Origin of the sequence: Actinomycetospora atypica (assembly GCF_042653685.1) — a bacterium.
GTDB lineage: Bacteria > Actinomycetota > Actinomycetes > Mycobacteriales > Pseudonocardiaceae > Actinomycetospora > Actinomycetospora atypica.
The window spans coordinates 159,296-183,373 of the sequence record NZ_JBHSIV010000010.1 but is presented as its reverse complement, the minus strand read 5'-3'; the positions used below and the strand labels follow the sequence as shown (position 1 = coordinate 183,373).

The window sequence follows — 24,078 nt, the reverse complement described above, 5'->3', positions numbered from 1 at the left end:
CGAGGGCCACCACCCGGGCGGCCCGTCGAGGGAGGACCACCATGGCCGGCTACCTGATCCTGCTCTACGTCGACGAGTCCGACGAGCTCCCCGAGGACCTGCTCGCCGCGCACGGGCGGTTCCAGGAGGCGAACGGCGCCGTGCTGCGGGGCGGCGGCTGGCTCGCCCCCACCACGACCGCCACCGCGGTCCGGGGGAAGAACCTCGCGCCCGACTACACCCCCGGCGACGACGCGGAGGTGACCGACGGGCCGTTCGTCGAGACCAAGGAGGCCCTCGGCGGCTACTACATGGTCGACGTACCCGACCTCGACGCCGCCCTGGCCGTGGCGCGCCAGGTCCCGGCGCCGTCCGGCGGGGTCGAGGTGCGGCCCCTGATGCCCACCTCGTGACACCGGACGAGGCTCTCGCCGACGCGCACCGCCGCGAGTGGGGCTCCGTCCTCGCCGCGGCGGTGCGCGTCACGCGCGACCTCGACGCCGCGGAGGAGTGCGTCCAGGAGGCGTACGCGCAGGCGTTGGGGACGTGGCGCACGTCCGGGGTGCCCGCGAACCCGGGCGCCTGGTTGACGACCGCCGCGACGCGGCGCGCGCTCGACCGGGCCCGGCGCGCGGAGGTGGCGCAGCGGGCGCTGCCGCTGCTCGTCGTCGACGAGGTCCTTCCCGACGAGGATCCGGTGCCGGCCGGGCACGACCTCCTCGCCCTGGTCTTCACCTGCTGCCACCCCGCCCTCGCCCCCGCCGCCCGCGTGGCGCTGACCCTGCGCCTGCTCGGCGGACTCACCACCCCGCAGATTGCGCGGGCGTTCCTCGTCGCCGAGCCGACGATGGCCGCCCGGATCACGCGGGCCAAGAAGAAGATCGCCGCGGCCCGGGTGCCGTTCCGCGTGCCGGGCCCGGCGGAGATGCCGGAGCGCCTCGACGCGGTGCTGACCGTCGTGCACCTCGTCCTGACGACCGGCCACACGGCACCCGACGGCGACGAGCTCGTCCGCCGCGACCTGCTCGACCGCGCGCTCGACCTGGCGCGGATGCTCCGGGCCCGGTTCCCCGCGGACGCCGCGGTGGCCGGCCTCCTGGCCCTGGTGCTGCTGACCGACGCCCGCTCGGCCGCCCGCACGGACCCCGACGGCCTCCCGGTGCTGCTCGCCGACCAGGACCGCTCCCGCTGGGACGCGGCCGCGATCGCCGAGGGCACGGCCCTGGCCCGGGAGGCCCTGCGGGGGCGCCCGGTCTCCCGGTACGCCCTGCTCGCGGCCGTCGCGGCGGTGCACGGGGAGGCGCCGACGTTCGCCGAGACCGACTGGGCGGAGATCGTCGGGCTCTACGACGTGCTCCTGGCCCGCTGGCCGAACCCGGTGGTCGCGCTGAACCGGGCCGCGGCGATCGGCCTCGGCGAGGGGCCGGCCGCGGGGCTCGCCGCCCTCGACGCGCTCGCCGACGACCCGAGGCTCGCGACCTACCACTACCTCGCCGCCGCGCGCGGCGCGTTCCTGCGGCGGCTCGGGCGGGACGACGAGGCCGCCCTGGCCGAGCGGGAGGCCGCCCTGCTGACCGGCAACGCGGTGGAGCGGGAGGCGCTGCGGTCCCGGGACCGGTAGTCATATTCCTCTCCCCACCGGTCGGTGTTATCCGTACGGCCTTCCGGGGCACAATCAGCCACGTCCCCGGTGCCGTGGGCGACCCGTGACCGCGAGAGCCGAAGGAGACGCCAGCATGAGCACCGGACGCCGTTCCGACTCCGTGTCGACCGAGGGCAGTGTCTCCAGCGAATCGGAGCACTCGGCGCTGCGCACCGACATCCGCCGGCTCTCCACGCTGCTCGGGCGCACCCTGGCCCGCCAGAACGGCGACGACATGCTCGACCTCGTCGAGAAGGTCCGCCACCTCGTGCGGCAGGCGCCCGAGAAGGGCGACACCGGGATCCGGGACCTGCTCGCCGACCTCGACCCGGGTACGGCGGCCGTCCTCGCCCGCGCGTTCGCCACCTACTTCCACCTCGCGAACGTCGCCGAGCAGACCCACCGCGCCGCGGAGCGCAAGGCGATCCACGATCAGGGCGAGGGCCCGATCCGCACGCTGGCCGACCGCCTCGTCGCCGAGGCCGACCCCGACGAGCTGCAGACCGCCCTCTCCCGCCTCGAGCTGAAGCCGACCTTCACCGCGCACCCCACCGAGGCGCAGCGCCAGTCGGTGCTCGGCAAGCTGCGCGGCATCGCGAACGTCCTCGGCGACGGCCTGTCCGAGGAGGCCGCCGAGAAGCGGCTGGAGCGCCTGGTCGACCTGATCTGGCAGACCGACGAGATCCGCCCGGAGCGCCCGACGGTGCTCGACGAGGCCCGTTCGATCGCCTACTACCTCGACCAGCTCGGACGCCACGCCGTGCCCGAGACGCTCACGGTCCTCGACGAGGAGCTGGACCGGGTGGGGCTGCGCCTGCCCGAGGGCGCCCGGCCCCTGGTCCTCGGCTGCTGGGTGGGCGGCGACCGGGACGGCAACCCGAACGTCACCGCGCAGCTGACCCGCGACGCCATGGAGGTCTACGCCGACCGCGGCGTGCGCATCCAGATCGATCTGATCGAGGAGCTCGTCCAGGAGCTCTCGGTCTCCACGCGCCTCGTCGGGGTGTCCGAGGACCTGCGCCGCAGCCTCGCGAAGGACCGCCGCGCCCTGCCCGAGGTCTACGACCGCTTCGTCCGGCTCAACGCCGAGGAGCCCTACCGGCTCAAGTGCTCCTACGTCCACGCCCGGCTGCAGAACACGCGCACCCGCTACGCCGCCGGCTCGCCGCACGTCCCGGGCCGCGACTACCTGGGCTCGGCGGAGTACCTGCGCGACCTCGAGGTGATGGACGCGTCGCTGCGCGGGCACCAGGGCGAGCGGATCGCGGACGGGATGCTGCGCGACGTCATGCGCAGCGCCAACGCCGTCGGCCTGCACCTGGCCTCGGTCGACGTCCGGGAGCACACGAACTTCCACCACACCGCGCTCACGGCCCTGTTCGGCCGGCTCGGCGAGCTGGAGACCCCGTACGACGAGCTCGACCACGCGGGCCGCATCGAGGTGCTCTCGAAGGAGCTGGCCGGGCGCCGGGCGCTGACCCCGCGCCGGAACTGGCAGCAGATCGGGGACGACAGCTTCAAGGAGACCCTCGAGGTCTTCGACTGCATCCGCGACGTGCAGGAGACCTACGGCGAGGAGGCCCTGCACACCTACATCATGTCGATGGCGCAGAACGTCGACGACGTCCTCGCGGTCGCGGTGCTCGCCCGGGAGGCCGGGCTGATCGAGATCACCGCCGGCGACGACGGCGGGCCGCAGGCCACGTCGTCGCTCGACATCGTGCCCCTGTTCGAGACCGCGACCGAGCTGAAGATCTCCGGGGACCTGCTCGACGGGATGCTGTCGGACCCGTCGTACCGGGCGATCGTCGCGGCCCGCGGCGACGTCCAGGAGATGATGCTGGGCTACTCCGACTCCAACAAGGGCGCCGGCATCACGACGAGCCAGTGGTCCATCCACACCGCGCAGCGCCAGCTGCGCGACGTCGCCGCCAAGCACGGGGTGCGGCTGCGGCTCTTCCACGGCCGCGGCGGCTCGGTGGGTCGCGGTGGCGGTCCGGCCGGCGAGGCGATCGCCGCGCAGCCGCACGGCGTCGTCGACGCCGTCATGAAGGTGACCGAGCAGGGCGAGGTCATCTCCGACAAGTACTCGCTGCCGAGCCTCGCCGAGGACAACCTGGAGATCATGCTCTCGGCGGTGCTCGACGCGACGCTGCTGCACCAGACGAGCCGGGTGCCCGCCGACCAGCTCAAGCGCTGGGACGAGGCCATGGACGTCATCTCCGACGCCGCGCAGGAGGCCTACGAGGCCCTCGTCGGCCACGAGGGGCTCCCGAACTTCTTCACCCAGGCCACCCCGGTCGACGAGCTGTCGATGCTCAACGTCGGCTCGCGGCCCGGGAAGCGGCCCGGGGCCGGCGGCCAGGCCTCGCTCGACGACCTGCGCGCCATCCCGTGGGTGTTCGGGTGGACGCAGACGCGGATGATCGTGCCCGGGTGGTTCGGCCTGGGTTCCGGGCTGCGCGCCGCGCACGACGCCGGGTACGGCGACGTCATCGACGAGATGCGCGACTGGGCGTTCTTCGCGAACCTGCTCTCCAACGTCGAGATGACCCTCGCGAAGACCGACATGCGCATCGCGGCCTTCTACGTCTCCGAGCTCGTCGACCCCGAGCTGCAGGACGTCTTCGAGATCATCAAGGACGAGCACGCGCGGACCCTCCGGGAGGTCCTCGCCCTCTCCCCCGGCGACCGGCTGCTGGCCAACAACCCGCTGCTGCGCCAGACGCTCGAGGTCCGCGAGAGCTACCTCGAGCCCCTCCACCACCTGCAGGTCCACGCCCTCACCGAGCGCCGGGCCGTCGACGAGCCCGACCCCGACCTGCAGCGCGCCCTGCTGCTGACCGTCAACGGGATCTCGGCGGGCATGCGCAACACCGGCTGAGGCCGCCGCCCCGCCGACACGCGGGCGGCACCCGGTGGTGCCGTCCGCGTGTCGTTCTCCGGAATTCGTGTGCAGATTCTGCACACGGCGGAAACGCCCTCGACTGATCGTCTGTCAACCCGTTGCAATTGAGGGTGGCGCCGATCACCATCGCTCACGATCACATCGTGTCCGGCACATCGTGGCGATCAGCTCGGCGGGGAGCCTCTGCATGGAATCGATCTTGTTGTTCGTCGTCGGCATCGGGGTCCTGGTCTACAGCGCCGAGAAACTGATCGGTTACCTCGTCGGGGTGGCGAGCCGATGGACGATCTCGCTCTTCCTCGTCGCCGTCGTCTTCACCGGGATCGAGTTCGACGACCTCGCCTTCGGCGTCGTCCTGAACATGGAGGACCTCAGCGAGGTCGCCCTCGGGACGGTGATCGGCACGACGATCGCCATGACGGGCATCGTTCTCGCCCTCGCCGCGATCATCGCGCCGTGCCGGGTCGACGTGCCGAAGGACTACCTCGTCCTGTTCGTCGCGGCCCCGCTGCTGATGCTCGCGTTCGCCCTCACCGGGTTCCTCACCGTCTCCGCGGCGGTGGTGCTCGTCCTGCTCTTCGTCGGGTTCGTCGGCTGGATCGGCTACCGCGAGTACGCCTCCCGGCGCCCCGTCTTCCGCAACGCCGAGGTCTACGAGCAGCTGGAGAAGGTCGGCGCGGGGGCGGGCGGGCGGCCGGGCGGCACCGCCACCCTCGACACGCCCCCGTCGGGCGGCGGCTCCGGTCGCGGCGGGTCGAGGCACTTCGACCTCCCGCCCGACCTGCGCGTCGACCAGGGCTTCCTCCGGGCCCGGGCGCACTCCCCCGGCGTCGCCCTGACCCTCGCCGTCCTGGCGCTGGCCGGGCTGGTCATCGGCGCGGTCGCCGCGGGCGAGGGCACCGGCGGGATCATCGACACCTTCGACATCGACGGCACCGTCTTCGGCGTCACCGTCGCCACGCTGGCGCTCACGCTCGAGGACATCTTCCTCACCGTCGAGCCCTCCCGGCGCGGTGCGCCCGAGATCGGCATCGCCAACGTCATCGGCAGCGTCGTGTTCTCGGTGACCGGCAAGCTCGGGATCATCCTGCTCGCCGGCGGCGCGATCCTCGTCGACGCCGACGTGCTCGCCTGGCACCTGCCGGTCCTCATCGTCATGACCGCGATCTCGGCCGGCTTCCTCGCCACCGGCCACCTGCGCCGCTGGCACGGCTTCGTCCTGCTCGGGCTCTACGTCGCCTACTTCGTCATCAGCCTGACGGTGTTCGGCGGGGTGCCGGTGGGTGACTGACGTCCGGTGAGCCCTGTCGGCGTGCTCCCTGATTCCGTGCCCTGGCACGGATCACTGCTCACGAGCGCGGCAGCGCACCTCCCGGGGCGTCATCCCGAACGCCGCCCGGAACCGGCGGGAGAAGTGCGCGGGGTCGCGGAAGCCCCACTCGTGGGCGATCGTGGCGATCGTCTTGTGCCGCGACCCCGGCTGCGCCAGCTCGTCGTGGGCGGCCTCGAGGCGACGCGAGATGATCGACTGCTCGAGGCTGGTGCCCGCCCGCGCGAAGAGCGCGAAGAGCTGGCGACGCGAGATGTTGTGGACCACGGCGATCTCGTCGGCGCCGAGGTCGGGGTCCCGGAGGTTCTGCCGGACGTATTCGTGGACGCGGGCCAGGAGCGTCTCGTGGTGGACGGCCCGCCGGACCGTCCCCTGCTGCGCCGCCGAGGACAGCAGGGCGCGGACGAGGTCGACACCGGCGGCACCGACCGTCGCGGCCTGCGGGCTCGGGGCGAGACGGTCGGCCTCCCGGAACAGGTCGACGACGTGGCGGCCGACGAGGCCGGCGAGCGGGCTCTCGCCGAGGCGGGGCGCCGCGGCACGGACGACGTCCATCGGGAGGCCGAGCACGTCGAGGGGTACCTGCAGGGCACGGGACGCCCCGTAGCTCGTCCAGGAGAACGCGAACGGGGCGCTGAGGTCGACCATCATGAGGCCGCCGGGGGCGACCCGGGCCTGGTGGCCGAACTGCTCGTGGCGCGCATCGCTGCGCTCCTGGACTGCCAGGGCGACGATCGGCGTCCCGTCGCGTCGCGCCTGACGCAGGTCGCGGGACATCGACATCCCCGACGAGGCGCTGCGGAAGAGGGTCAGACGACCGAGCTGCCACAGCTCCATCCGGGCGTGGAGGTCGTCGTGCGGGGCGAGTGTGACCGTGGCCGCGCTCGCCCGGGCCATCAGGTCCGTGACGACGTCGGCGCGGTGCGGGGCCGGCGTGTCCGCGGAGTCGAGCAGGAGCACGGTCGTCCCCCTTCGGCCGCTGGGGTCACCCAGAGTAGGCGATGGGGCAGCGGACACCAACGGTCCGGCCGGACGAACCGCCCTGAAGTACGCACCCAGGGCCCAGAACCCCGCACTGTCGGACAACCACCGTCGTCGTCACCTACTTAGCGTGATCTTCCATGACTCACACCCGACACGCTCCCGACACCATCGTCCTGGTCCACGGCTTCTGGGTGACCCCGCGCTCCTGGGAGCACTGGGCCGCCCGCTACGAGAGCCAGGGGTACCGGGTGATCGTCCCGGCCTACCCCGGCTTCGAGGTCGAGGTGGACGCCCTCAACGCCGACCCGTCCCCCGTCGAGGCCCTCACGATCCCCGGGATCATCGGCCACCTCGAGGAGATCCTCCGGGGGCTGGCGTCCCCTCCGATCATCATCGGGCACTCCGCGGGAGGGGCCTTCACCCAGATCCTCCTCGACCACGGCTTCGGGGCCGCGGGGGTCGCCCTCAACTCCGTCCCCACCGAGGGCGTGTCGGTCGTCCCGTTCTCGCAGGCGAGGGCGACGTTCCCGGTGCTGAAGAACCCGGCCAACCGGCACCGGGCGATCCGCTACGACTTCGAGCACTGGAACTACGCCTTCACCAACACCTTTCCCGAGGACGAGGCCCGCGCGCTCTACGAGCGCTACGCCGTGCCGGTCTCCGGGAGCCTCGTCTTCGAGGGCGCCCTGGCCAACGTCACTCCCGGGCACCAGGGCACCTGGGTGGACTACCACAACGAGGACCGGGCACCGCTGCTCCTGGTCGCCGGAAGCTGCGACACGATCATGCCGCCGAAGGTGCAGTGGTCCAACGCCGCGCACTACCGGGCCGCGAAGACGATCACCGAGGTGGTCGAGTTCGGGGGGAAGCCCCACTTCCTCCCGGCCGCGCCGGGCTGGGAGGAGATCGCGGACTTCGTCCTGGCCTGGGCCGTCCGCCACGCCACGACCCCGCCGCCGATCGTCCCCGAGGCCACCGCGCCGGCGGAGCCGATCACGGTGTGACCTCCGGTCCTGTGAGCACTGATCCGTGCCCGGGCACGGATTAGTGCTCACAAGTGCTCACCTGTGCGGCCGCGCCACCAGCGGGAGGTCCACCCGGGTGTCGACGTTCGCCTCCTCCACCACCGTCTCGATCAGGCCGTGGTCGGGCGAGAGGTGGCAGACCGGGTCGGTGCGGGTGGCGTCGCCGGTGAGGGCGAAGGCCTGGCAGCGGCAGCCGCCGAGGTCGATCTCGCGGCGGTCGCAGCTGCGGCAGGGGTCCTGCATCCAGTCGGTGCCGCGGAACGCCGAGAACATCGGCGAGGACTCCCAGATCCAGCGCAGCGAGGCCTCGGTGACGTTGGCCGGGGGCAGCGGCAGCTCGTGGGCGGCGAGGCACGGGAGGGCGTCGCCGGTCGGCACGACGACGAGCTGGCGCGCGCCCCAGCCGCCCATGCAGGGCTTCGGGTAGGTCGCGTAGTAGTCGGGGACCACGTAGATGATCTCCATCTGGCCGCGCAGCCGCTCCTTCGCCGCGCGCACCGTGACCTCGGCCTGCGCGAGCTGCTCGCGGCTGGGCAGCAGGCCGGCCCGGTTCTTCGCCGCCCACCCGTAGTACTGGGTGTTGGCCAGCTCGATGCGGTCGGCGCCGAGGTCCTCCGCGGCGGCGAGCACCCGGTCGATGCGGTCGATGTTCTGCCGGTGCAGGACCACGTTGAGCGTCAGCGGCCAGCCCAGCTCCCGCACCGTGCGCGCGGCGGCGATCTTGCGCTCGAACGACGGCGTCCCCGCGATCCGGTCGGACAGCGTGGGCTCGTCGGCCTGCAGCGAGACCTGCACGTGGTCGAGGCCCGCGTCGTGCAGCTCCGCGGCGCGGGACTCGGAGAAGCCCAGCGCGCTCGTGACGAGGTTGGTGTAGAGCCCCAGCTCCGACGCCGTCCGCACGAGGTCGGCGAGGTCGCGGCGCAGCAGCGGCTCCCCGCCGGAGAGGTGGCACTGCAGCACGCCGAGCTCCGCGGCCTCGGTGATCACCCGCTGCCAGGTCGCGGTGTCGAGCTCGTCGCGGTAGGCGGCGATCTCGATCGGGTTGGAGCAGTAGGCGCAGGCCAGCGGACAGCGGTAGGTCAGCTCGGCCAGGAGCCCCATCGGGCCTTCGATACCGGTCACTCTCGTACCTCCAGGTGCCGCCGCTCGACGAGCTTGCCGAGGTAGCCGAGGACCTGGTCCTCGGGCACCTCGCCGTAGGTCTCGCGCAGGGCGGCGACGATCTCGTCCACCGTCCGCGTCCCGTCGCAGAGCTCGAGGATCGCGGTGCCGGTGGCGTTCAGGACGACGACGGTCTCGGGCAGCAGCAGCACGTGCTGGTCACGGGTGCGGTCGAACCGCATCTTGACCCCGCGCGCGAGCCGCGGCCGCCCGGTCGTCGGGATGGAGAGGGTCATGAGGGATACGCGTGGTCGATGCCGTCCATGACGGCCCACAACATGTCGTTCTTGAACGCGAGCGCGTCGTAGGCCTGCTGCTCGGTCTCCGGGGTGCGGCAGTGCTCGAGCACCACCTCGAGGGCGTGCTCGGAATCGCGCGGGGCCTGGTGGAGCCGGTTGCGGAAGTAGGTCAGGCCCTCGGGGTCGATCCACGTGTAGTACTTCTCGAACGCCGCGAGCCGCGTCGCCATGAGGTCGGGCGCGAAGAGCTCGGTGAGCGAGGAGGCGACCGCGATCGTCCACGGCTTCGTCCGCGCGAAGGTGATGTAGGCGTCGACCGCGAAGCGCACCGCGGGGACGAGGTGGCGGTGGTCGAGCATCTCGGCGCGCGGCACCCCGCACGCCTCGCCGAGGCGCAGCCACGCCTCGATCCCGCCCTCCTGGCCGTCGGTCCCGTCGTGGTCGGTGATCCGCCGGATCCACCGCCGCCGCACGGCGACGTCGGGGCAGTTCGACAGGATCGCCGCGTCCTTGATCGGGATGGCCTCCTGGTAGCAGAACCGGTTCGCCACCCAGCCGCGGATCTGCGCGGGCGAGAGCTCCCCCGCGTTCATGCGCACGTGGAACGGGTGCGCCGCGTGGTAGCGCTCGGCCTGCGAGCGCAGGCGGTCGACGAGGTCGCCGTCCGCCGCCCGGACCCCGTCGGTCAGCGTCTCGGTCATGCCTCGACCTCCAGTCCGTCGTACCCGATCTCCACCCCGGCCTTCCCGACGACGGCCCCTTCCGGGGCGTCGGGGAGAAGGATCGGGTTGGAGTTGTTGATGTGCACCAGCACCGTGCGCCCGACGCCGAGCTCGGCCAGGAAGTCCAGGGAGCGCTCGAGCGCGACGTGGCCCATGTCGGCGGCGGTCTTGCGGCCGAGGCCCTGCCGGACCAGTTCGTCGTCGTGGAAGGTGGTGCCGTCGACGAGCAGGGCGTCGGCCCCGGCGCACGCCTCGCGCAGCGGCTCCAGGTCGGCGATGCCGGGGGCGTAGACGACGACGCCGCCGGTGCGCCGGTCGTGGAAGCGGTACCCGACCACGCGGCCCTCCTCCGGCCCGCCGACGTCGAAGCGCGGCGTCTTGCCGGTGGGCAGGTCGATCGCGGTGTAGCTGAGGTCATCGGTCAGGGCGTGCTCCACCCCGATCCCCACCTCGACCACCGTCACCGGGCAGTAGGCCTCGAGCGTCGTCAGGAAGCCCGTGCCGCGGCGCAGGACGGCCTCCGAGGCGGCGGTGGCGTGCACGGTCACCCCGGCACCCTCGCGCAGGATCAGCAGGCCGAGCGTGTGGTCGATCTCGGCGTCGCTGAGCAGGATCGCCTCGACCGGGGTGCGGCGGCCGTCCCGCGGGTGCAGGTCGGGGCTCGCGGCGAGCTGCTGGCGGACGTCGGGCGAGGCGTTGACGAGGAACCAGCGCTCGCCGTCGGCGGTCACCGCGACCGACGACTGGGTGCGCGGGGTCGCGGTCCCGGCGCGGGCGGCGCGGCAGCCGTCGCAGGAGCAGTTCCACTGCGGGAGGCCGCCGCCGGCGGAGGACCCGAGGACGCGGACGCGCACGTCAGGTCACCGGCCCGGTCGGTCGTCGGATCCGGTCGGTCGGCGTGACCGCCACCTGGAGACCTCCTCGTCCCGTGCGATCCCGGGGGCAGGGGGTCCTGCGCACAGGGATGCCGCCACGGGGTCTTCTCGACCGTTCGGCCGACGACGTCGGCGGGGCGGCAGGGCACCCGTCCCGTCACCGGGTGTGTGCGCTGGGCCACGCCCGACCCTAGGTACCGCTCCCGGGCACGGCAAGGGCGCGCGGACCCCGATGGGCCGGGGTGACGGGCGCGCCCGCGGGGAACACCTCCGCCGATGACCATGACGGCGTGCCCGAAGCGGATGGAGTTCGGCCCGTGCGGCGGGGTGCGCCCGTCGGGCGCGTGCGAGCTCGGCGAGGACCTCCCGTGCCCGTGGACCGACGGCGCCCCGGTGCGGGCCTGGGACGGGCCCCCGCCACCCGCGCCGACCGTCGTCCCCGGCGGGCTGCTCGACACGGCCGCGCACCGGCCGGTCGTCCTGTCCGACCTCTCGGTGCCCGCCCGCGACCCGGCCACGATGCGCGCCGTGGCCGCCCGCCTCGCCACCAGCGCGGACGCCCTGCTGGTCGCCGACCTGCACGACCGCGCCGACTTCCCGCCGACGATGCTCGCCGCCCAGCTCCTCGACGTCGGGGTCCGCCCCTGGGTCACGCTGACCTGCCGCGACCGCAACCGGGTCTCGATGGAGCAGGAGATGGTCGGGCTCGCGGCCCTCGGCGTCGAGGGCGTGCTGTGCGTGACCGGCGACAGCCGCCCCGGCAGCGGCGCCGCCGCGGCCGTCAGTGCGGGAGCCGCCCAGGTGTTCGACCTCGACGCCACCCGCGAGACCCACCTCGCGGCGACCGCGGGCCTCGTCGCGAGCGTCGCCCTCGCCCCGGCCGCCCCGCCCCGCGCGGCCCGCCTCGGGGCCCTGCTGGCCAAGCAGGCGGCGGGCGCCCGCCTCGTCGTCGTGAACCACGTGGGCTCCCCGGCGGTGCTCGCGGACTTCCTGACGACGGCCCGCGCGGCCGGCATGACCCTGCCGGTGATCGCCGGGGTCGCCGTCTACACCGACGAGGCCACCGCCCGCGGGCTGGCCACGCTCCCCGGGCTCGACCTCTCCCCCGACGCCGTCCGCGCGGTCCTCGACGCCCCCGACCAGCGGGAGGCGGGCATCGCGGCGGCCGTCGACGAGGCCCGGGCGATGCTCGCGGTGGACGGCGTCGTCGGAGTGAATCTCTCCGGTGTCGGATCGAGCGCCGGGTGGGTACCTGCGGCCGACGTCAAGGCCGAGGTGGCGGGACGTCTCCGAGGCTGACGAGGAGTGCCCCCGGTGGACGAGCTGTTGGAGACCGAGTTCGACACGGTCGCCGCATGGACCGAGGCCGCCGTGGCGGAGCTCGGCCAGGACCACGCCATCCCCGCCGCCTGCCGGGGCTCGGGCCGCCCCTCCGACCTCGCCTGGCTCGCCGACGGCCTCGAGCTCACCGACGGCGACCGCTTCCTCGACGCCGGCTCCGGGCTCGGCGGGCCGACGGCCTGGCTGGTCACGGAGTTCGGCTGGCGCTGGCAGGGCCCGGTGCTGCTCGCCGAGCCGATGAAGCTCGCCGCGGCCGCGTCGGTGCGCCTGTTCGGGCACCCCGCCGTGGCGGCCTGGACCGAGAACCTCCCGCTGCCCGACGAGAGCGTCGACGCCGCCTGGGCGCTGGGCGTGCTCGACACCCTCGACGACAAGCGTGAGGTGCTCACCGAACTGCACCGGGTGCTGCGTCCCGGCGCGCGGCTCGGCCTGCTGGTGCTGGTGGCCCGCGGCGAGCACGCGAACGACCTGGAGAGCAACTCCTTCCCCACCGACGTCGAGCTGCACCGCGACCTCACCGCCTGCGGGTTCCGCGTGGTCGACCGGATCGACACCGCCGCACTGGCCGACGCGCCGCCGGAGTGGACGACGCGGGCCGACGCCGTCGAGGAGGTCGTCGCCCGCGACCACCGCTCCGAGGAGGCCTGGCGCCAGGCCGAGCAGCAGACGGAGACGCTGACCCGGCTGCTCGACGAGCGCGAGGTCGTCAGCGTGCTCCTGCGCACCGCGAGGGTCTGACTTCCCCAGAATCCTGCGAGCGGTACGTCCGGTCGAGTGAGACCCGACCGGCTGCACCGCCGATCGCGGAATCGGTTCAGCCCGGCGCGGGTACCGGCCTGTCGGCTGGCCCCGCGACCCGTCGGGCCGTTGGCTGGAGGAGCCCGGACGGCCCGGGCGAGTCGAGGAGGAACCCGTGACGTACGACGCGGTCAGCGCCTACACCGTGATCCTCGGTGACGGGGTCGGCCCGACCACCGTCAGCGTGCACGGCAGCGCGGTCGACGCCTGGGCGGCCCTCGCCTCGGCGCTGGGCATGACGCCGGCGGAGCCGCCGCGACGTCGGTTCCGGCGGGCCCCGGTGGCCGTGGTGCCGCGCGAGGGCCTCTCGCAGGACGAGGTGCACTCGTCCGCCGAGGTGTGGCGCGGGGTCGACCCCACCCGCCGCTTCTGGCAGGTCACCTCGCACCGGCTCCAGGTCACGGTGCCGGCGATCAACACGAGCCCGCTGGTGAGCCGTTCGGCCTAACCCCTGGTCGAGCGAACGGCACTCTCGCTCACGTAGAAGCAGCGAGAGTGCCGTTCGCTCCGGCGAGGGCTGGGCCGGACGGGCTAGGCGAACGCGCGGTCGGTCGGGTTGATCGGCCGCGGCAGCACGTCGCGGCCGGTGAGCTTCTCGTCGACGCCCCGCGCCGCCGAGCGCCCCTCCGCGATCGCCCACACGATGAGCGACTGCCCGCGGCCCGCGTCGCCGGCCACGAACACGCCGGGCACCGTGGTCTCGTACGACGAGTCGCGGCGCACGTTGCCGCGGTCGTCGTACTCCACGCCGAGGGAGTCGAGCAGGCCCTCCTTCTGCGGGCCGAGGAAGCCCATCGCGAGGAACACCAGCTCGGCCTCGACCTCGCGGGCCGAGTCCTCGACGGGCTCGAACTTCCCGCCGACCCGCTGCACGTCGACGAGCTTGAGGGCCCGCAGGTTGCCGTGGCCGTCGTCGAGGAACTCCTCGGTGTTGACCGAGAACAGCCGCTCGCCGCCCTCCTCGTGGGCCGAGGAGACGCGGAAGACCGCCGGGTAGGTCGGCCACGGGTTGGTGGCGGGCCGGTCGCTCGGCGGGATCGGCATGATCTCGAGCTGGGTGACCGACGCCGCACCCTGGCGGTGGGCGGTCCCGACGCAGTCGGCGCCCGTGTCCCCGCCGCCGATCACGACGACGTGCTTGCCCTCGGCGTCGATGTCCGAGCGCGAGTAGTCGCCCTGCTGCACCTTGTTCGACGGGGGCAGGTACTCCATGGCCTGGTGGACGCCGTGGAGCTCGCGGCCCGGGATCGGCAGGTCGCGGAAGTCGGTCGCGCCGACGGCGAGGACGACGGCATCGAACCGGGACCGCAGGGCCTCGACCGACAGGTCGTGCTCGCCGGTGCCGCCGACCTCGACGCCCGCGACGAAGTGCGTCCCCTCCGCGGCCATCTGCTCGAGACGGCGGTCGAGGCGGCGCTTCTCCATCTTGAACTCGGGGATGCCGTAGCGCAGCAGCCCGCCGATGCGGTCGGCCCGCTCGTACACCGTGACGTCGTGCCCGGCTCGGGTCAGCTGCTGGGCGGCCGCGAGCCCGCTCGGCCCGGAGCCGATGACGGCGACCGAGTGGCCGGTCTTCGTCTCCGGCGGCTGGGGGCGGACCCAGCCCTCCTCCCAGGCGCGGTCGATGATCTCGATCTCGACCTGCTTGATGGTCACCGGGTCGTTGTTGATCCCGAGCACGCACGCCGCCTCGCACGGGGCGGGGCACAGCGTCCCGGTGAACTCCGGGAAGTTGTTGGTGGCGTGCAGGCGCTCGATCGCCTCGGACCAGTCGTCGCGCCAGACCAGGTCGTTCCACTCCGGGATCATGTTCCCGAGCGGGCAGCCCTGGTGGCAGAACGGGATGCCGCAGTCCATGCAGCGCCCGGCCTGCTTCTTGAGCGTGGTCTCGTTGAGCTCCTCGTAGACCTCGTGCCAGTCCTTGAGGCGCAGGTCGACGGGCCGGCGCCGCGGCAGCTCGCGGCCGGTCGTGAGGAATCCCCGGGGGTCAGCCACGAGCGGCCTCCATGATCGCGTCGTTCACGTCACGACCGTCGCGCTCGGCGTCGGCGGTCGCCTCCAGCACCCGCTTGAAGTCCACGGGCATGACCTTGGTGAACCGCGGGGTCGCGGCGTCCCAGTCGGCGAGCAGCGCGTGGGCGACGGCCGAGTCGGTCGCCGCGTAGTGCTTCTCCACCAGCGCCCGCAGCTCCTCGAGGTCGGGCACGTCGGGCACGAGGAGCTCCACCATCTGGTGGTTCACCCGCTGCTCGGTCAGGTCGAGCACGTAGGCGATGCCGCCGGACATGCCCGCGGCGAAGTTGCGGCCGATGGGTCCGAGGATCACCGCGCGGCCCCCGGTCATGTACTCGCAGCCGTGGTCGCCCACGCCCTCGACCACGGCGAGCGCCCCGGAGTTGCGCACGCAGAAGCGCTCGCCGACCTTCCCGCGCAGGAAGATCTCGCCCGCGGTGGCGCCGTAGGCGATGACGTTGCCCGCGACGATGTTGTCCTCGGCGGTCAGCGGGGCCTCGGGATGCGGGCGCACCGTGATCCGCCCGCCGGAGAGACCCTTGCCGCAGAAGTCGTTGGTGTCGCCGATCAGCCGCAGGGTGACCCCGCGCGGCAGGAACGCGCCGAACGACTGCCCGCCCGACCCCGTGAAGGTGACGTCGATGGTGTCGTCGGGAAGGCCCGCGCCACCCCAGCGCCGGGTGACCTCGGAGCCGAGCATTGTCCCGACGGTGCGGTTGACGTTGCGCACCGGCAGCTCCAGGTGCACCGGCGACCCGTCGGCGATCGCGCCCTCGGCCAGCTGGATCAGCGTGTGGTCGAGCGCCTTCTCCAGCCCGTGGTCCTGCGTCCTCGAGCAGTAGAGCGTCTGGTCGGCGAACGCCGGCGGGAGCTCCGGGCGGTGCAGGACCGACGAGAGGTCGAGCCCCTCGGCCTTCCAGTGCGCCTCGGCCGCGCGGGTGTCGAGGACCTCGGTGTGCCCGATGGCCTCGGCGAGCGAGCGGAAGCCCAGCGCCGCCAGGTTCTCGCGCACCTCCTGGGCGATGAACTCCATGAAGGCGACGACGTACTCGGCCTTGCCGTCGAACTTCGCGCGCAGCTTGGGGTTCTGCGTCGCGACGCCGACCGGGCAGGTGTCGAGGTGGCAGACCCGCATCATGATGCAGCCCGAGACCACGAGCGGCGCCGTCGCGAAGCCGTACTCCTCGGCGCCGAGCAGCGCCGCGATCATCACGTCGCGCCCGGTCTTCAGCTGGCCGTCGGTCTGCACGACGATGCGGTCGCGCAGCCCGTTGAGCAGCAGCGTCTGCTGGGTCTCGGCGAGCCCGAGCTCCCAGGGGCCGCCCGCGTGCTTGATCGACGACAGCGGCGAGGCGCCGGTGCCGCCGTCGTGCCCGGAGATCAGGACGACGTCGGCCTTGGCCTTGGACACGCCCGCCGCGACCGTGCCGACGCCCACCTGGGAGACCAGCTTGACGTGGATCCGGGCGCGGTCGTTCGCGTTCTTCAGGTCGTGGATGAGCTGGGCGATGTCCTCGATCGAGTAGATGTCGTGATGCGGGGGCGGGCTGATCAGGCCCACACCCGGCGTCGAGAACCGGGTCTTCGCGATCCAGGGGTAGACCTTGTGGCCGGGCAGCTGCCCGCCCTCGCCGGGCTTGGCGCCCTGCGCGATCTTGATCTGGATGTCGTCGGCGTTGACCAGGTACTCGCTGGTGACCCCGAAGCGCCCGGACGCCACCTGCTTGACCGCGGAGCGGCGCGAGTCGCCCGAGGGGTCGCGGGTGTAGCGGTTCGGGTCCTCGCCGCCCTCACCGGTGTTCGAGCGCCCGCCGAGGCGGTTCATCGCGATCGCGAGGACCTCGTGCATCTCCTGCGAGATCGACCCGTAGGAGATCGCACCCGTGTTGAACCGCTTGACGATCTCCGAGACCGGCTCGACCTCGTCGATGTCGATCGGCTCGCGCTCGGCGCTCGAGCCCTCCTTGAAGGCGAACAGCCCGCGCAGCGTCAGCAGCGACGAGCTCTGCTCGTCGACGGCGCGCGTGTACTCCTTGAACGTGTCGTAGTTCTGCGTGCGGGTGGAGTGCTGCAGCTTGAACACCGTGTGCGGGTTGAACACGTGCAGCTCGCCCTCGCGGCGCCACTGGTACTCGCCGCCCACCGCGAGTTCGCGGTGGTTCGCGCGCACGCCGTCGGCCGGCCACGCGATCCGGTGGCGGATCGCGATCTCCTCGGCGAGCACCTCGTAGCCGATGCCGCCGAGGCGCGAGGTGGTGGCGGTGAAGCAGTCGTCGACCACCTCGGGGCCGAGCCCGATCGCCTCGAAGATCTGGGCGCCGATGTAGGACGCCACGGTGGAGACGCCCATCTTGCTCATCACCTTGCGCACGCCCTTGGCCAGCGCCTCGACGACGTTGCGGGTGGCGGTGGGCACGCCGACGCCGGTGATGACGCCGCGGTCGATGAGGTCGGCGACGCTGTCGAGCGCCAGGTAGGGGTTGACCGCCGAGGCGCCGTAGCCGAGCAGCAGCGACACGTGGTGGGTCTCGCGCACGTCGCCGGCCTCGACGACGAGGTCGACCTGGGTGCGGGTCTTCTGCCGGACGAGGTGCTGGTGCACCGCCCCGGTGAGCAGCAGCGACGGGATCGGCGCGAACCGGGCGTCGGAGTTGCGGTCGGACAGGACGATCACACGCGCGCCGTCCTCGATCGCAGCCGTGACCTCCTCGCGGATCTCGCCCAGCCGGTCGCGGAGGGCGTCTCCCCCGCCGCCGATCTCGAACAGACCGGAGACCACGTGCGGCGCGAACCCGGGCAGGTTGCCGTCGTCGTTGATCCCGATGATCTGGGCGAGCTCGTCGTCGTCGATGACGGGCAGCGGCAGCACCACGCGGCGGCAGGAGGCCGGGGAGACCTCGAGCAGGTTGGTCTCCGAGCCGAGCTGGACCTGCAGCGAGGTGACGAGCTCCTCGCGGTAGGCGTCCAGCGGCGGGTTGGTGACCTGCGCGAAGAGCTGGATGAAGTAGTCGAACAGCGACCGGCTGCGCGAGGAGAACGCGGCCAGCGGCGCGTCGTTGCCCATCGAGCCGGTGGCCTCGGCGCCGCCGGTGGCCATCGGGCGCAGGAGCAGCGTGAGCTCCTCGCCGGTGTAGCCGAAGGTCTGCTGGCGCCGCACGAGGACGTCGCGGTCGAACGGCACGCGGTGGCGCGCGGGGAGGTCGGCCAGGTCGATCATCCCGGCGTGCAGCCACTCGTCGTACGGGTGCTCGGCGGCCAGCTCGCCCTTGATCTCGTCGTCGTCGACGATGCGCCGCCCGACGGTGTCGACCAGGAACATGCGGCCGGGCTCGAGGCGGCCCTTGCGCACGATCGAGGAGGGCTCGAGGTCGAGCACCCCGACCTCGGAGCCGAGCACGACGAGGCCGTCCTCGGTGACCCAGTAGCGGGCGGGGCGCAGGCCGTTGCGGTCGAGGACGGCACCGATGACCGAGCCGTCGGTGAACGCCGCGAGCGCGGGGCCGTCCCAGGCCTCCATCAGCGTCGAGTGGTAGCGGTAGAAGGCGCGCCGGGCCGGGTCCATCTCGGCGTGGTTCTCCCACGCCTCGGGGATCATCATCAGCACCGAGTGCGGCAGGGTCCGCCCGCCCAGGTGCAGCAGCTCGAGCACCTCGTCGAAGCTCGCGGAGTCGCTCGCGCCGGGCGTGACGACCGGGAAGAGCCGGTCCATGTCGTAGTGCGAGAAGGCCCCGGTCTGGAGCATCGACTCGCGGGCCCGCATCCAGTTGCGGTTGCCGCGCAGCGTGTTGATCTCGCCGTTGTGGGCGAGGTAGCGGTACGGGTGCGCGAGGCTCCAGGCCGGGAACGTGTTCGTCGAGAACCGGCTGTGGACCAGGGCCAGCGAGCTCGTGGTCCGCTCGTCGGTCAGGTCGGGGTAGAACGGCCCGAGCTGCTCCTCGCCGAGCATCCCCTTGTAGACGATCGTGCGGCTGGACAGGCTCGGGAAGTAGGCCTCGCAGCCCGCCTCGCGGGTCTCGTGCTCCACCCGCTTGCGCAGCGCGTAGGCGCGGCGCTCCATCGTCAGCTCGATGCCGGCCTCGTCGTCGCCCGCGTTCGGGGTGTCGACGACGGCGTCGACCTCGTCGGGCAGGGCCAGGAACAGCTGGGCGAAGTGCGGCATGACCTCGCGGGCCGTGGGGCCGATCCCCGCGCCGTCGGGGTCGACCGGCAGCTCGCGCCAGGCGAGGACGTGGACGCCCTCCTCCACCGCGATCCGCTCGACGATCTCCACGGCCTGCGCGCGCCGCGCCTCGTCGGCGGGCAGGAACGCGGTGCCGGCGGCGTAGCGCCCGACCTCGGGCAGCGTGACGCCCTGCTCGGCGAGCACCGGGCGGAACAGGCCGTCGGGCAGCTGGATGAGGATGCCCGCGCCGTCGCCGGTCGCGTGCTCCGCACCCCGCGCCCCGCGGTGCTCGAGGTTGATCAGCGCCGTCAGGCCCTTCGCGACGATGCCGTGGTCGCGGCGGCCCGCGATGTCGGCGACGAAGGACACGCCGCAGGCGTCGTGCTCGTTCGCCGGGTCGTAGAGCCCCTGCGCGCGGGGAAGGCCGGTCATCGCGGGCCCGGAGGGGTTCGCGGTGGCAGGGGTCGCGGTGGCGGCGGTCTCGTCGGCGCCTGGCCCGAGAATGCTGGTCACGGCCTCGTGCCCTCCCGTCGTCGGTGTGGTGGTGGAACCCGGCTCGTGGTCCGGGGGCGGAGGATCGGTGCCCGGGGCGGGCTGGTCGGCGGGCGGGCAGGCATGCTGCACCGCCCGGGCGGGCGAGGGTGGGACGGGCCTGCAGCGCTCGCCGGTCGGGGGAACCCGTTGGTCCCGGCGTGTGGTGGCCCAAGCAACCTGACGTTAACGGCGGTGATCGCGCCGCGCACGCCTCCGAGGGCGCCCGGAATGGTGCTGATCGCCACGTCCCGGCAACCTTCCGGTCCCCGGCCGGCCCTGCGCCACTCTCCCGCGTGACGACGCTGTCACGGTTCGTGGTGCTCGCGGGCCCCGTCCGCCGCCCCGTCCCCCCGCAGCCCGATCTGCGGGAACGGTCGGGTATCGGGAGCCCGGTGTCGGGGTATGCCGCTACCGTCTCGAACGGGTGTTCGATCGGCCGGGTCTGTGTCGACCCGCGGTCCGATCGTCCCCGCCACGGGCACGATCACGACACACGACGGCCGATACCTCGGGAGCCATCATGAGCGAGACCGACACGCGCGACAGTCTGCCGGGCGACACGCCGTCCGGCCAAGACCCTGACCGTCACACGGATGCAACGCAGGCGCCCGACCCCCACCAGGTGAAGGCGCCGGGTGGCGATTCCTCCGCCGAGAAGGACTCCTCGCAGTGGGTCACCGGCGACGAGCCGATGACCGGGCCGCAGGCCAGCTACCTCGAGACGCTGGCCCACCAGGCCGGCGAGGAGCCGCCGACGGAGCTGACGAAGGCCCAGGCGCACGACGAGATCGAGCGCCTGCAGGGCTCCGACGCGAACCCCGCGGGCGACCCCTCGAAGCAGGAGCGGCCCACCACCGAGTGGGTCACCGGCGAGGAGCCGATGACGGGGCCGCAGGCGAGCTACCTCGAGACCCTCGCGCAGAAGGCGGGCGAGGAGCCGCCGAAGGACCTCACCAAGTCCCAGGCCTCCCGCGCGATCGACGACCTGCAGACCCGGGCCCAGTGAGGCACGTCTGGCCGCCCGGCGGACCGCCGGGCGAGCTGGACCGTGCCGCCCTGGCCGGGGTCTACGCGTACCCGGCCGAGCTCCCCCGCCCGTTCGTGCGGGTGAACTTCGTCGCGAGCGCCGACGGGGCCGTCCACGTGGACGGCCTCTCGGCGGGGCTCGACGCCCCGGGCGACCGGCCGGTGTTCGGACTGCTGCGCGAGCTCGCCGACGTGGTCCTCGCCGGGGCGGGGACGGTGCGCGCCGAGGGCTATCGCGGCGCCCGCACCTCCCCCGAGCTCCGGGCCCGCCGCCGCGGACGAGGACAGGCCGAGGTCCCGCCGGTCGCCGTGGTCACCGCCTCGGCCGACCTCGACCCCGACGCGGCCCTGTTCACCGACACCGCGGTGCCCCCGATGGTCCTCACCACCGCCGCGTCGGCCGGGCCGGCGCGCTCGCGGCTCGGCGACCTGGCCGAGGTCGTCGCGGTCGGCGACACGGACGTGACGCCGGCGGCCGTGCTGGCCGCGCTCGCGGAGCGGGGCCTGCACCGGGTGCTGTGCGAGGGCGGACCCGCACTGTTCGGCTCCTTCGCCGCGGCGGGCCTCGTCGACGAGCTGTGCCTGAGCCTCGCACCCCAGCTCGCGGGCGCCGGGCCCGGACGCATCCTCGAGGGGCCCGCGGCCGGGGCGGGCGGGGTCGCCCGGATGCGGCTGGCCTCCGTGCTCGCCCACGACGACGGCCTGCTGCTCCGGTACCGGACGCCGCGCGGGGACGCGGCCGCTCCCCCGCCGGGGGTCGACCCGTTGAGCGGAACGACGTGACGATCACCGGACCGACGGCGGCACGACCGCACGGAGCGTAGCGCTCAACACCGTCCTGCGACCTTGAGACCACCCGACGGGCGGCTTGTTCGCGCTCGATAGTGCAAGGCACAGTTGCGCTCAGCGCCCAGGCCCCCGGTGCTACCGGCCAGTGAGGTGGACCGTCCTACGGGGAGTCAGCGGTGAGTGTCTGTGTGATCTACGACGACCGCCGCCACGCGCGCGAGCGGCTCGCGGGCATGTTCGCCCCCGTGCCCGGGGTGGAGCGGCTGATCGGCGTGACGAGCGCGGACGAGCTGGTCGACCGCCTCGCGGTGCCCGGGCGGTTCGGGGTCGTCGGCACCCAGCGCGCCGTCCGGGCCGGCGTCACCGCCGTCGAACGGCTCCTCGCCCACCGTCCCGGGGCCGCCGTGATCGCCGTGGGCGCGGCCGACGACTGCGGCACCGCGAGCGCGGCGGTCGCCGCGGGCGCCCGGGGGTTCGTGCGGTGGGACGCCGAGCCGGTCGTCGTCCGGAGCCTCGTCCACGCCCTCGCGGTGACGGCCGGCCCGGAGCCGTCGCGGGCCCGGCGGGGTCCCGACGCGTCCGCCGACCCCGACGACGTCTTCGTCCACCCGACGGTGCAGAACCGGTTGGGCATCTCCCGACGCGAACTGCAGGTCCTCGCCGGGATCAGCCAGGGATTGAGCAACGCGGCCATCGGGCGGGAGCTCTACCTCTCCGACAACACGGTCAAGTCCCACGCGCGACGCCTCTTCGGCAAGCTCGGCGTCCACGAGCGCGCCCACGCCGTCGCCCTGGCCTACCGCTGCGGGCTGTTCGCCTCCTCGACCGAGGTGCCGACCCCGTGGACGGGCCACCCGGACCCCTCACCCGTCCGACCCACCCGGTAACACCACGGGCCGCTCCTGCGACTACCAGAAGAGTACGCAGAGTAACGCCCTCGTCACGGTGAGGTCGGCGAACACGAGCGGCACCACCGGGGGACGAGGGACACCGATGCGAGAGATCTCCGGGTCGTACGACGGGGGCGCCGTGGGGGCCGCGCGCCCCGTGGACCACGAGACCGACGACCGGACGCATCCGCCGTGGTGCGAGTTCCATGCGGCCGGGCCCGTCGGCGGCGTCGAGCACTACTCACGCCTCCTGCACTGGCGTCCCACCTACATGTCCGACGTCGTCGTGACCGGGTGGCTGCGCCGGATCCGGTACGCGGACGGCAGCGAGGAGACCCCCACCGTGGTCCTGGAGGTCGACAACGCCGAGCACCCGGGCGAGATCGCCCTGAGCGGAGAGGACCTGGGGTCTCTCGCCGAGCACCTGCTGACCCTGCGCGGCACCCTGCGCGGGTGACGACGACGGCGGGGGCCGTCAGCTCTCCGACGCGCTGTCGGTGGTCGTGCGCCCGCCGTCGGGAGGGTCCACGGCCCGCTGCCGGCCCTCGTTGGCGATCCGGAACTGCTTCGCCAGCTCGACCAGGGCCCGCCACTGGTCGTCGGTGAGGTGGTGGAAGTCCTCGGGCACCGACCGCGCCCGGTACGCCGGGCGGCTGAGCTCGGCGAGGACGGCATTGAAATCCAGGTCCAGCGCCGCACACAACGGGCGGATCGTGTCGTAGCGCGAGTGGGAGACCCGACTCTTGAGCACGTTGTGGACGGTGCCCTCGGAGACCGGGTCGCCCAGGTCGGCGGTGAGCCGCGCGAGCTGCTTGATGTTCAGGCCGCGTCGGAGCATCGCCTCGCGGACGATCTCGCCCAGACTCCGCTCCATGGCCCCCGACCGTACTGTGCGCGACCGAGTGGAGGTCCACCCAGTGTCACGACGGATCTCCTTGCGATCCGCCGAAACCACCCGATAGGTCATCGTCCTGGTCCGAGAACGACTCTCCGTCGGCAACGATACTGTCGCGCCTCCCGCGGGCACATGACCCGCGGCCGCCCGGAGACCACCACGTCGCGCCCTCTCCACCCGCGCAGCGGCCGCCCGACCGTGCTCCGTCTGGCCCGACCCGGGGCCGTCCGTTAGGCTCAACTTCGAGTTGCACTATTGCGCTCCTGCTCGACCCTCCGGGCTGCACCCCTCGTGGGCCTCCGCGCCGACGTCGTGGCCCGACCGTCCGCCGGGACCACGGCGGTCAGCGGGCCGGCCGAGACAGGAGACCCCGTGAGTTCCAGGATCGACCCGTCGTGAGGCCGCCCGCGGCCCTCCGCGGTGCTCGGCCGAAGGCCGTGACGGTCCCGGACCGGAACCGTCCGGGCACGCCGTCCTCGTCGTGCGACTCCCGCGCGTGCCCGCACTGCTCGGCGTCGGCGCGGGCCCTGGTCGAGGAACTGCGCTCGGTGCTCGCCGTGTCCTACGTCCCTCTCGCGGGCCTCGTCGCGGTGCTGGACACGACGTCCCGGGCCTGGGTCCTGAGCCTCGACACGGACAGTCCGGCCGGTGACCACTGCTGGGCCCTGCTCGAGGTCCTCGAGGTCCTGGCGTACGGCGTCGACGCCGCGGGAGCATCGAGGACCGTGCCGGCGCCGCGGGTGGCCCCGGACTGAGCCACTGCGC

Annotated in this window: 21 protein-coding genes; 13 read left to right on the top strand and 8 right to left on the bottom strand. The window is 73.2% G+C overall.

Translation table 11 applies throughout. The annotated features are described in order from the left end of the window. Nucleotides 1-41 precede the first annotated feature (41 nt). From ACFPBZ_RS12355 to ACFPBZ_RS12340, 4 genes are all read left to right on the top strand, one after another. Nucleotides 42-392, top strand: a complete 351-nt coding sequence (locus ACFPBZ_RS12355; protein WP_378036343.1) for a YciI family protein — start codon at nt 42-44, stop codon at nt 390-392. Further along, nucleotides 389-1,600, top strand: coding sequence for an RNA polymerase sigma factor (locus ACFPBZ_RS12350; RefSeq protein ID WP_378036342.1), 1,212 nt, complete (start codon nt 389-391; stop codon nt 1,598-1,600). The genes ACFPBZ_RS12355 and ACFPBZ_RS12350 overlap by 4 nt, the downstream gene beginning before the upstream one ends. 115 nt (nt 1,601-1,715) lie before the next feature. After that, complete coding sequence (ppc, locus tag ACFPBZ_RS12345) at nt 1,716-4,505, top strand: phosphoenolpyruvate carboxylase (protein ID WP_378036341.1); 2,790 nt, start codon at nt 1,716-1,718, stop codon at nt 4,503-4,505. A gap of 211 nt (nt 4,506-4,716) precedes the next feature. Beyond that, entirely contained in the window at nt 4,717-5,820 is a 1,104-nt protein-coding gene (locus tag ACFPBZ_RS12340; RefSeq protein ID WP_378036340.1) for a sodium:calcium antiporter, read from the top strand. Between the two features lie 51 nt (nt 5,821-5,871). Here the strand turns inward: ACFPBZ_RS12340 and ACFPBZ_RS12335 are convergent, their stop codons facing one another. Further along, nucleotides 5,872-6,819: a helix-turn-helix domain-containing protein gene (locus ACFPBZ_RS12335; protein WP_378036339.1), complete on the bottom strand. Its 948-nt coding sequence runs from the start codon at nt 6,817-6,819 to the stop codon at nt 5,872-5,874. A gap of 161 nt (nt 6,820-6,980) precedes the next feature. Here ACFPBZ_RS12335 and ACFPBZ_RS12330 point away from each other — a divergent pair, with 161 nt between their 5' ends. Next, complete coding sequence (locus ACFPBZ_RS12330; RefSeq protein WP_378036338.1) at nt 6,981-7,847, top strand: alpha/beta hydrolase; 867 nt, start codon at nt 6,981-6,983, stop codon at nt 7,845-7,847. Nucleotides 7,848-7,904: 57 nt separating this feature from the next. Here the strand turns inward: ACFPBZ_RS12330 and pqqE are convergent, their stop codons facing one another. Genes pqqE through pqqB form a run of 4 tightly spaced genes read right to left on the bottom strand, consistent with a single transcriptional unit; the run spans nt 7,905 to nt 10,844 of the window. Then, the gene (pqqE, locus tag ACFPBZ_RS12325; RefSeq protein WP_378036359.1) at nt 7,905-8,981 is read right to left on the bottom strand and encodes a pyrroloquinoline quinone biosynthesis protein PqqE; all 1,077 of its coding nucleotides are present in this window, start codon (nt 8,979-8,981) and stop codon (nt 7,905-7,907) included. Nucleotides 8,982-8,986: 5 nt separating this feature from the next. Continuing rightward, on the bottom strand, nt 8,987-9,265 hold the full coding sequence (gene pqqD, locus ACFPBZ_RS12320) for a pyrroloquinoline quinone biosynthesis peptide chaperone PqqD (protein WP_378036337.1): 279 nt from the start codon (nt 9,263-9,265) through the stop codon (nt 8,987-8,989). Beyond that, nucleotides 9,262-9,969 carry a pyrroloquinoline-quinone synthase PqqC gene (pqqC, locus tag ACFPBZ_RS12315; RefSeq protein WP_378036336.1) on the bottom strand — a complete coding sequence of 236 codons (708 nt, stop codon included), beginning with the start codon at nt 9,967-9,969 and terminating at the stop codon, nt 9,262-9,264. Before pqqC ends, pqqD begins: the two co-directional genes overlap by 4 nt. Beyond that, nucleotides 9,966-10,844, bottom strand: a complete 879-nt coding sequence (gene pqqB / locus ACFPBZ_RS12310) for a pyrroloquinoline quinone biosynthesis protein PqqB (protein WP_378036335.1) — start codon at nt 10,842-10,844, stop codon at nt 9,966-9,968. Before pqqB ends, pqqC begins: the two co-directional genes overlap by 4 nt. A gap of 297 nt (nt 10,845-11,141) precedes the next feature. Between pqqB and ACFPBZ_RS12305 the strand changes: the two genes are divergently transcribed. From ACFPBZ_RS12305 to ACFPBZ_RS12295, 3 genes are all read left to right on the top strand, one after another. Beyond that, nucleotides 11,142-12,164 (top strand): methylenetetrahydrofolate reductase C-terminal domain-containing protein, encoded by a 1,023-nt coding sequence (locus tag ACFPBZ_RS12305; protein ID WP_378036334.1) that lies wholly within the window; start codon nt 11,142-11,144, stop codon nt 12,162-12,164. Nucleotides 12,165-12,179: 15 nt separating this feature from the next. After that, nucleotides 12,180-12,944: a class I SAM-dependent methyltransferase gene (locus ACFPBZ_RS12300; protein WP_378036333.1), complete on the top strand. Its 765-nt coding sequence runs from the start codon at nt 12,180-12,182 to the stop codon at nt 12,942-12,944. Nucleotides 12,945-13,119: 175 nt separating this feature from the next. Continuing rightward, nucleotides 13,120-13,452: a hypothetical protein gene (locus ACFPBZ_RS12295; protein WP_378036332.1), complete on the top strand. Its 333-nt coding sequence runs from the start codon at nt 13,120-13,122 to the stop codon at nt 13,450-13,452. An 83-nt stretch (nt 13,453-13,535) separates the two neighbouring features. Here ACFPBZ_RS12295 and ACFPBZ_RS12290 read toward each other — a convergent pair whose 3' ends face one another. Next, entirely contained in the window at nt 13,536-14,999 is a 1,464-nt protein-coding gene (locus tag ACFPBZ_RS12290; RefSeq protein WP_378036331.1) for a glutamate synthase subunit beta, read from the bottom strand. Continuing rightward, nucleotides 14,992-19,611, bottom strand: a complete 4,620-nt coding sequence (gltB, locus tag ACFPBZ_RS12285; RefSeq protein WP_378036358.1) for a glutamate synthase large subunit — start codon at nt 19,609-19,611, stop codon at nt 14,992-14,994. The genes ACFPBZ_RS12290 and gltB overlap by 8 nt, the downstream gene beginning before the upstream one ends. 724 nt (nt 19,612-20,335) lie before the next feature. On the opposite strand from gltB, the gene ACFPBZ_RS12280 reads away from it, so the two are divergent. The 4 genes from ACFPBZ_RS12280 to ACFPBZ_RS12265 all read left to right on the top strand — a co-directional run bounded on the left by ACFPBZ_RS12280 (nt 20,336) and on the right by ACFPBZ_RS12265 (nt 22,875). Next, on the top strand, nt 20,336-20,719 hold the full coding sequence (locus ACFPBZ_RS12280; RefSeq protein WP_378036330.1) for a DUF3072 domain-containing protein: 384 nt from the start codon (nt 20,336-20,338) through the stop codon (nt 20,717-20,719). Beyond that, nucleotides 20,716-21,522 carry a pyrimidine reductase family protein gene (locus ACFPBZ_RS12275; RefSeq protein WP_378036329.1) on the top strand — a complete coding sequence of 269 codons (807 nt, stop codon included), beginning with the start codon at nt 20,716-20,718 and terminating at the stop codon, nt 21,520-21,522. Before ACFPBZ_RS12280 ends, ACFPBZ_RS12275 begins: the two co-directional genes overlap by 4 nt. A gap of 182 nt (nt 21,523-21,704) precedes the next feature. Continuing rightward, nucleotides 21,705-22,415 (top strand): helix-turn-helix transcriptional regulator, encoded by a 711-nt coding sequence (locus tag ACFPBZ_RS12270; RefSeq protein WP_378036328.1) that lies wholly within the window; start codon nt 21,705-21,707, stop codon nt 22,413-22,415. A gap of 106 nt (nt 22,416-22,521) precedes the next feature. Next, nucleotides 22,522-22,875, top strand: a complete 354-nt coding sequence (locus ACFPBZ_RS12265) for a hypothetical protein (RefSeq protein ID WP_378036327.1) — start codon at nt 22,522-22,524, stop codon at nt 22,873-22,875. Between the two features lie 18 nt (nt 22,876-22,893). Here ACFPBZ_RS12265 and ACFPBZ_RS12260 read toward each other — a convergent pair whose 3' ends face one another. Continuing rightward, a complete protein-coding gene (locus tag ACFPBZ_RS12260) occupies nt 22,894-23,292 on the bottom strand; it encodes a helix-turn-helix domain-containing protein (protein WP_378036326.1) in 399 nt (132 codons plus the stop codon). 458 nt (nt 23,293-23,750) lie between these two features. On the opposite strand from ACFPBZ_RS12260, the gene ACFPBZ_RS12255 reads away from it, so the two are divergent. Next, on the top strand, nt 23,751-24,068 hold the full coding sequence (locus ACFPBZ_RS12255; RefSeq protein ID WP_378036325.1) for a hypothetical protein: 318 nt from the start codon (nt 23,751-23,753) through the stop codon (nt 24,066-24,068). The last annotated feature ends 10 nt before the right edge of the window (nt 24,069-24,078 follow it).

What these genes read in the sequence shown, in the direction of transcription:
- ACFPBZ_RS12355 (WP_378036343.1), top strand. Translation starts at nt 42, where the DNA reads ATGGCCGGCTACCTGATCCTGCTCTACGTCGACGAGTCCGACGAGCTC.
- gltB (WP_378036358.1), bottom strand. Translation starts at nt 19,611, where the DNA reads ATGACCGGCCTTCCCCGCGCGCAGGGGCTCTACGACCCGGCGAACGAG.
- ACFPBZ_RS12265 (WP_378036327.1), top strand. Translation starts at nt 22,522, where the DNA reads ATGCGAGAGATCTCCGGGTCGTACGACGGGGGCGCCGTGGGGGCCGCG.
- ACFPBZ_RS12330 (WP_378036338.1), top strand. Translation starts at nt 6,981, where the DNA reads ATGACTCACACCCGACACGCTCCCGACACCATCGTCCTGGTCCACGGC.
- ACFPBZ_RS12305 (WP_378036334.1), top strand. Translation starts at nt 11,142, where the DNA reads ATGACCATGACGGCGTGCCCGAAGCGGATGGAGTTCGGCCCGTGCGGC.
- ppc (WP_378036341.1), top strand. Translation starts at nt 1,716, where the DNA reads ATGAGCACCGGACGCCGTTCCGACTCCGTGTCGACCGAGGGCAGTGTC.
- pqqD (WP_378036337.1), bottom strand. Translation starts at nt 9,265, where the DNA reads ATGACCCTCTCCATCCCGACGACCGGGCGGCCGCGGCTCGCGCGCGGG.
- pqqC (WP_378036336.1), bottom strand. Translation starts at nt 9,969, where the DNA reads ATGACCGAGACGCTGACCGACGGGGTCCGGGCGGCGGACGGCGACCTC.
- ACFPBZ_RS12340 (WP_378036340.1), top strand. Translation starts at nt 4,717, where the DNA reads ATGGAATCGATCTTGTTGTTCGTCGTCGGCATCGGGGTCCTGGTCTAC.
- ACFPBZ_RS12260 (WP_378036326.1), bottom strand. Translation starts at nt 23,292, where the DNA reads ATGGAGCGGAGTCTGGGCGAGATCGTCCGCGAGGCGATGCTCCGACGC.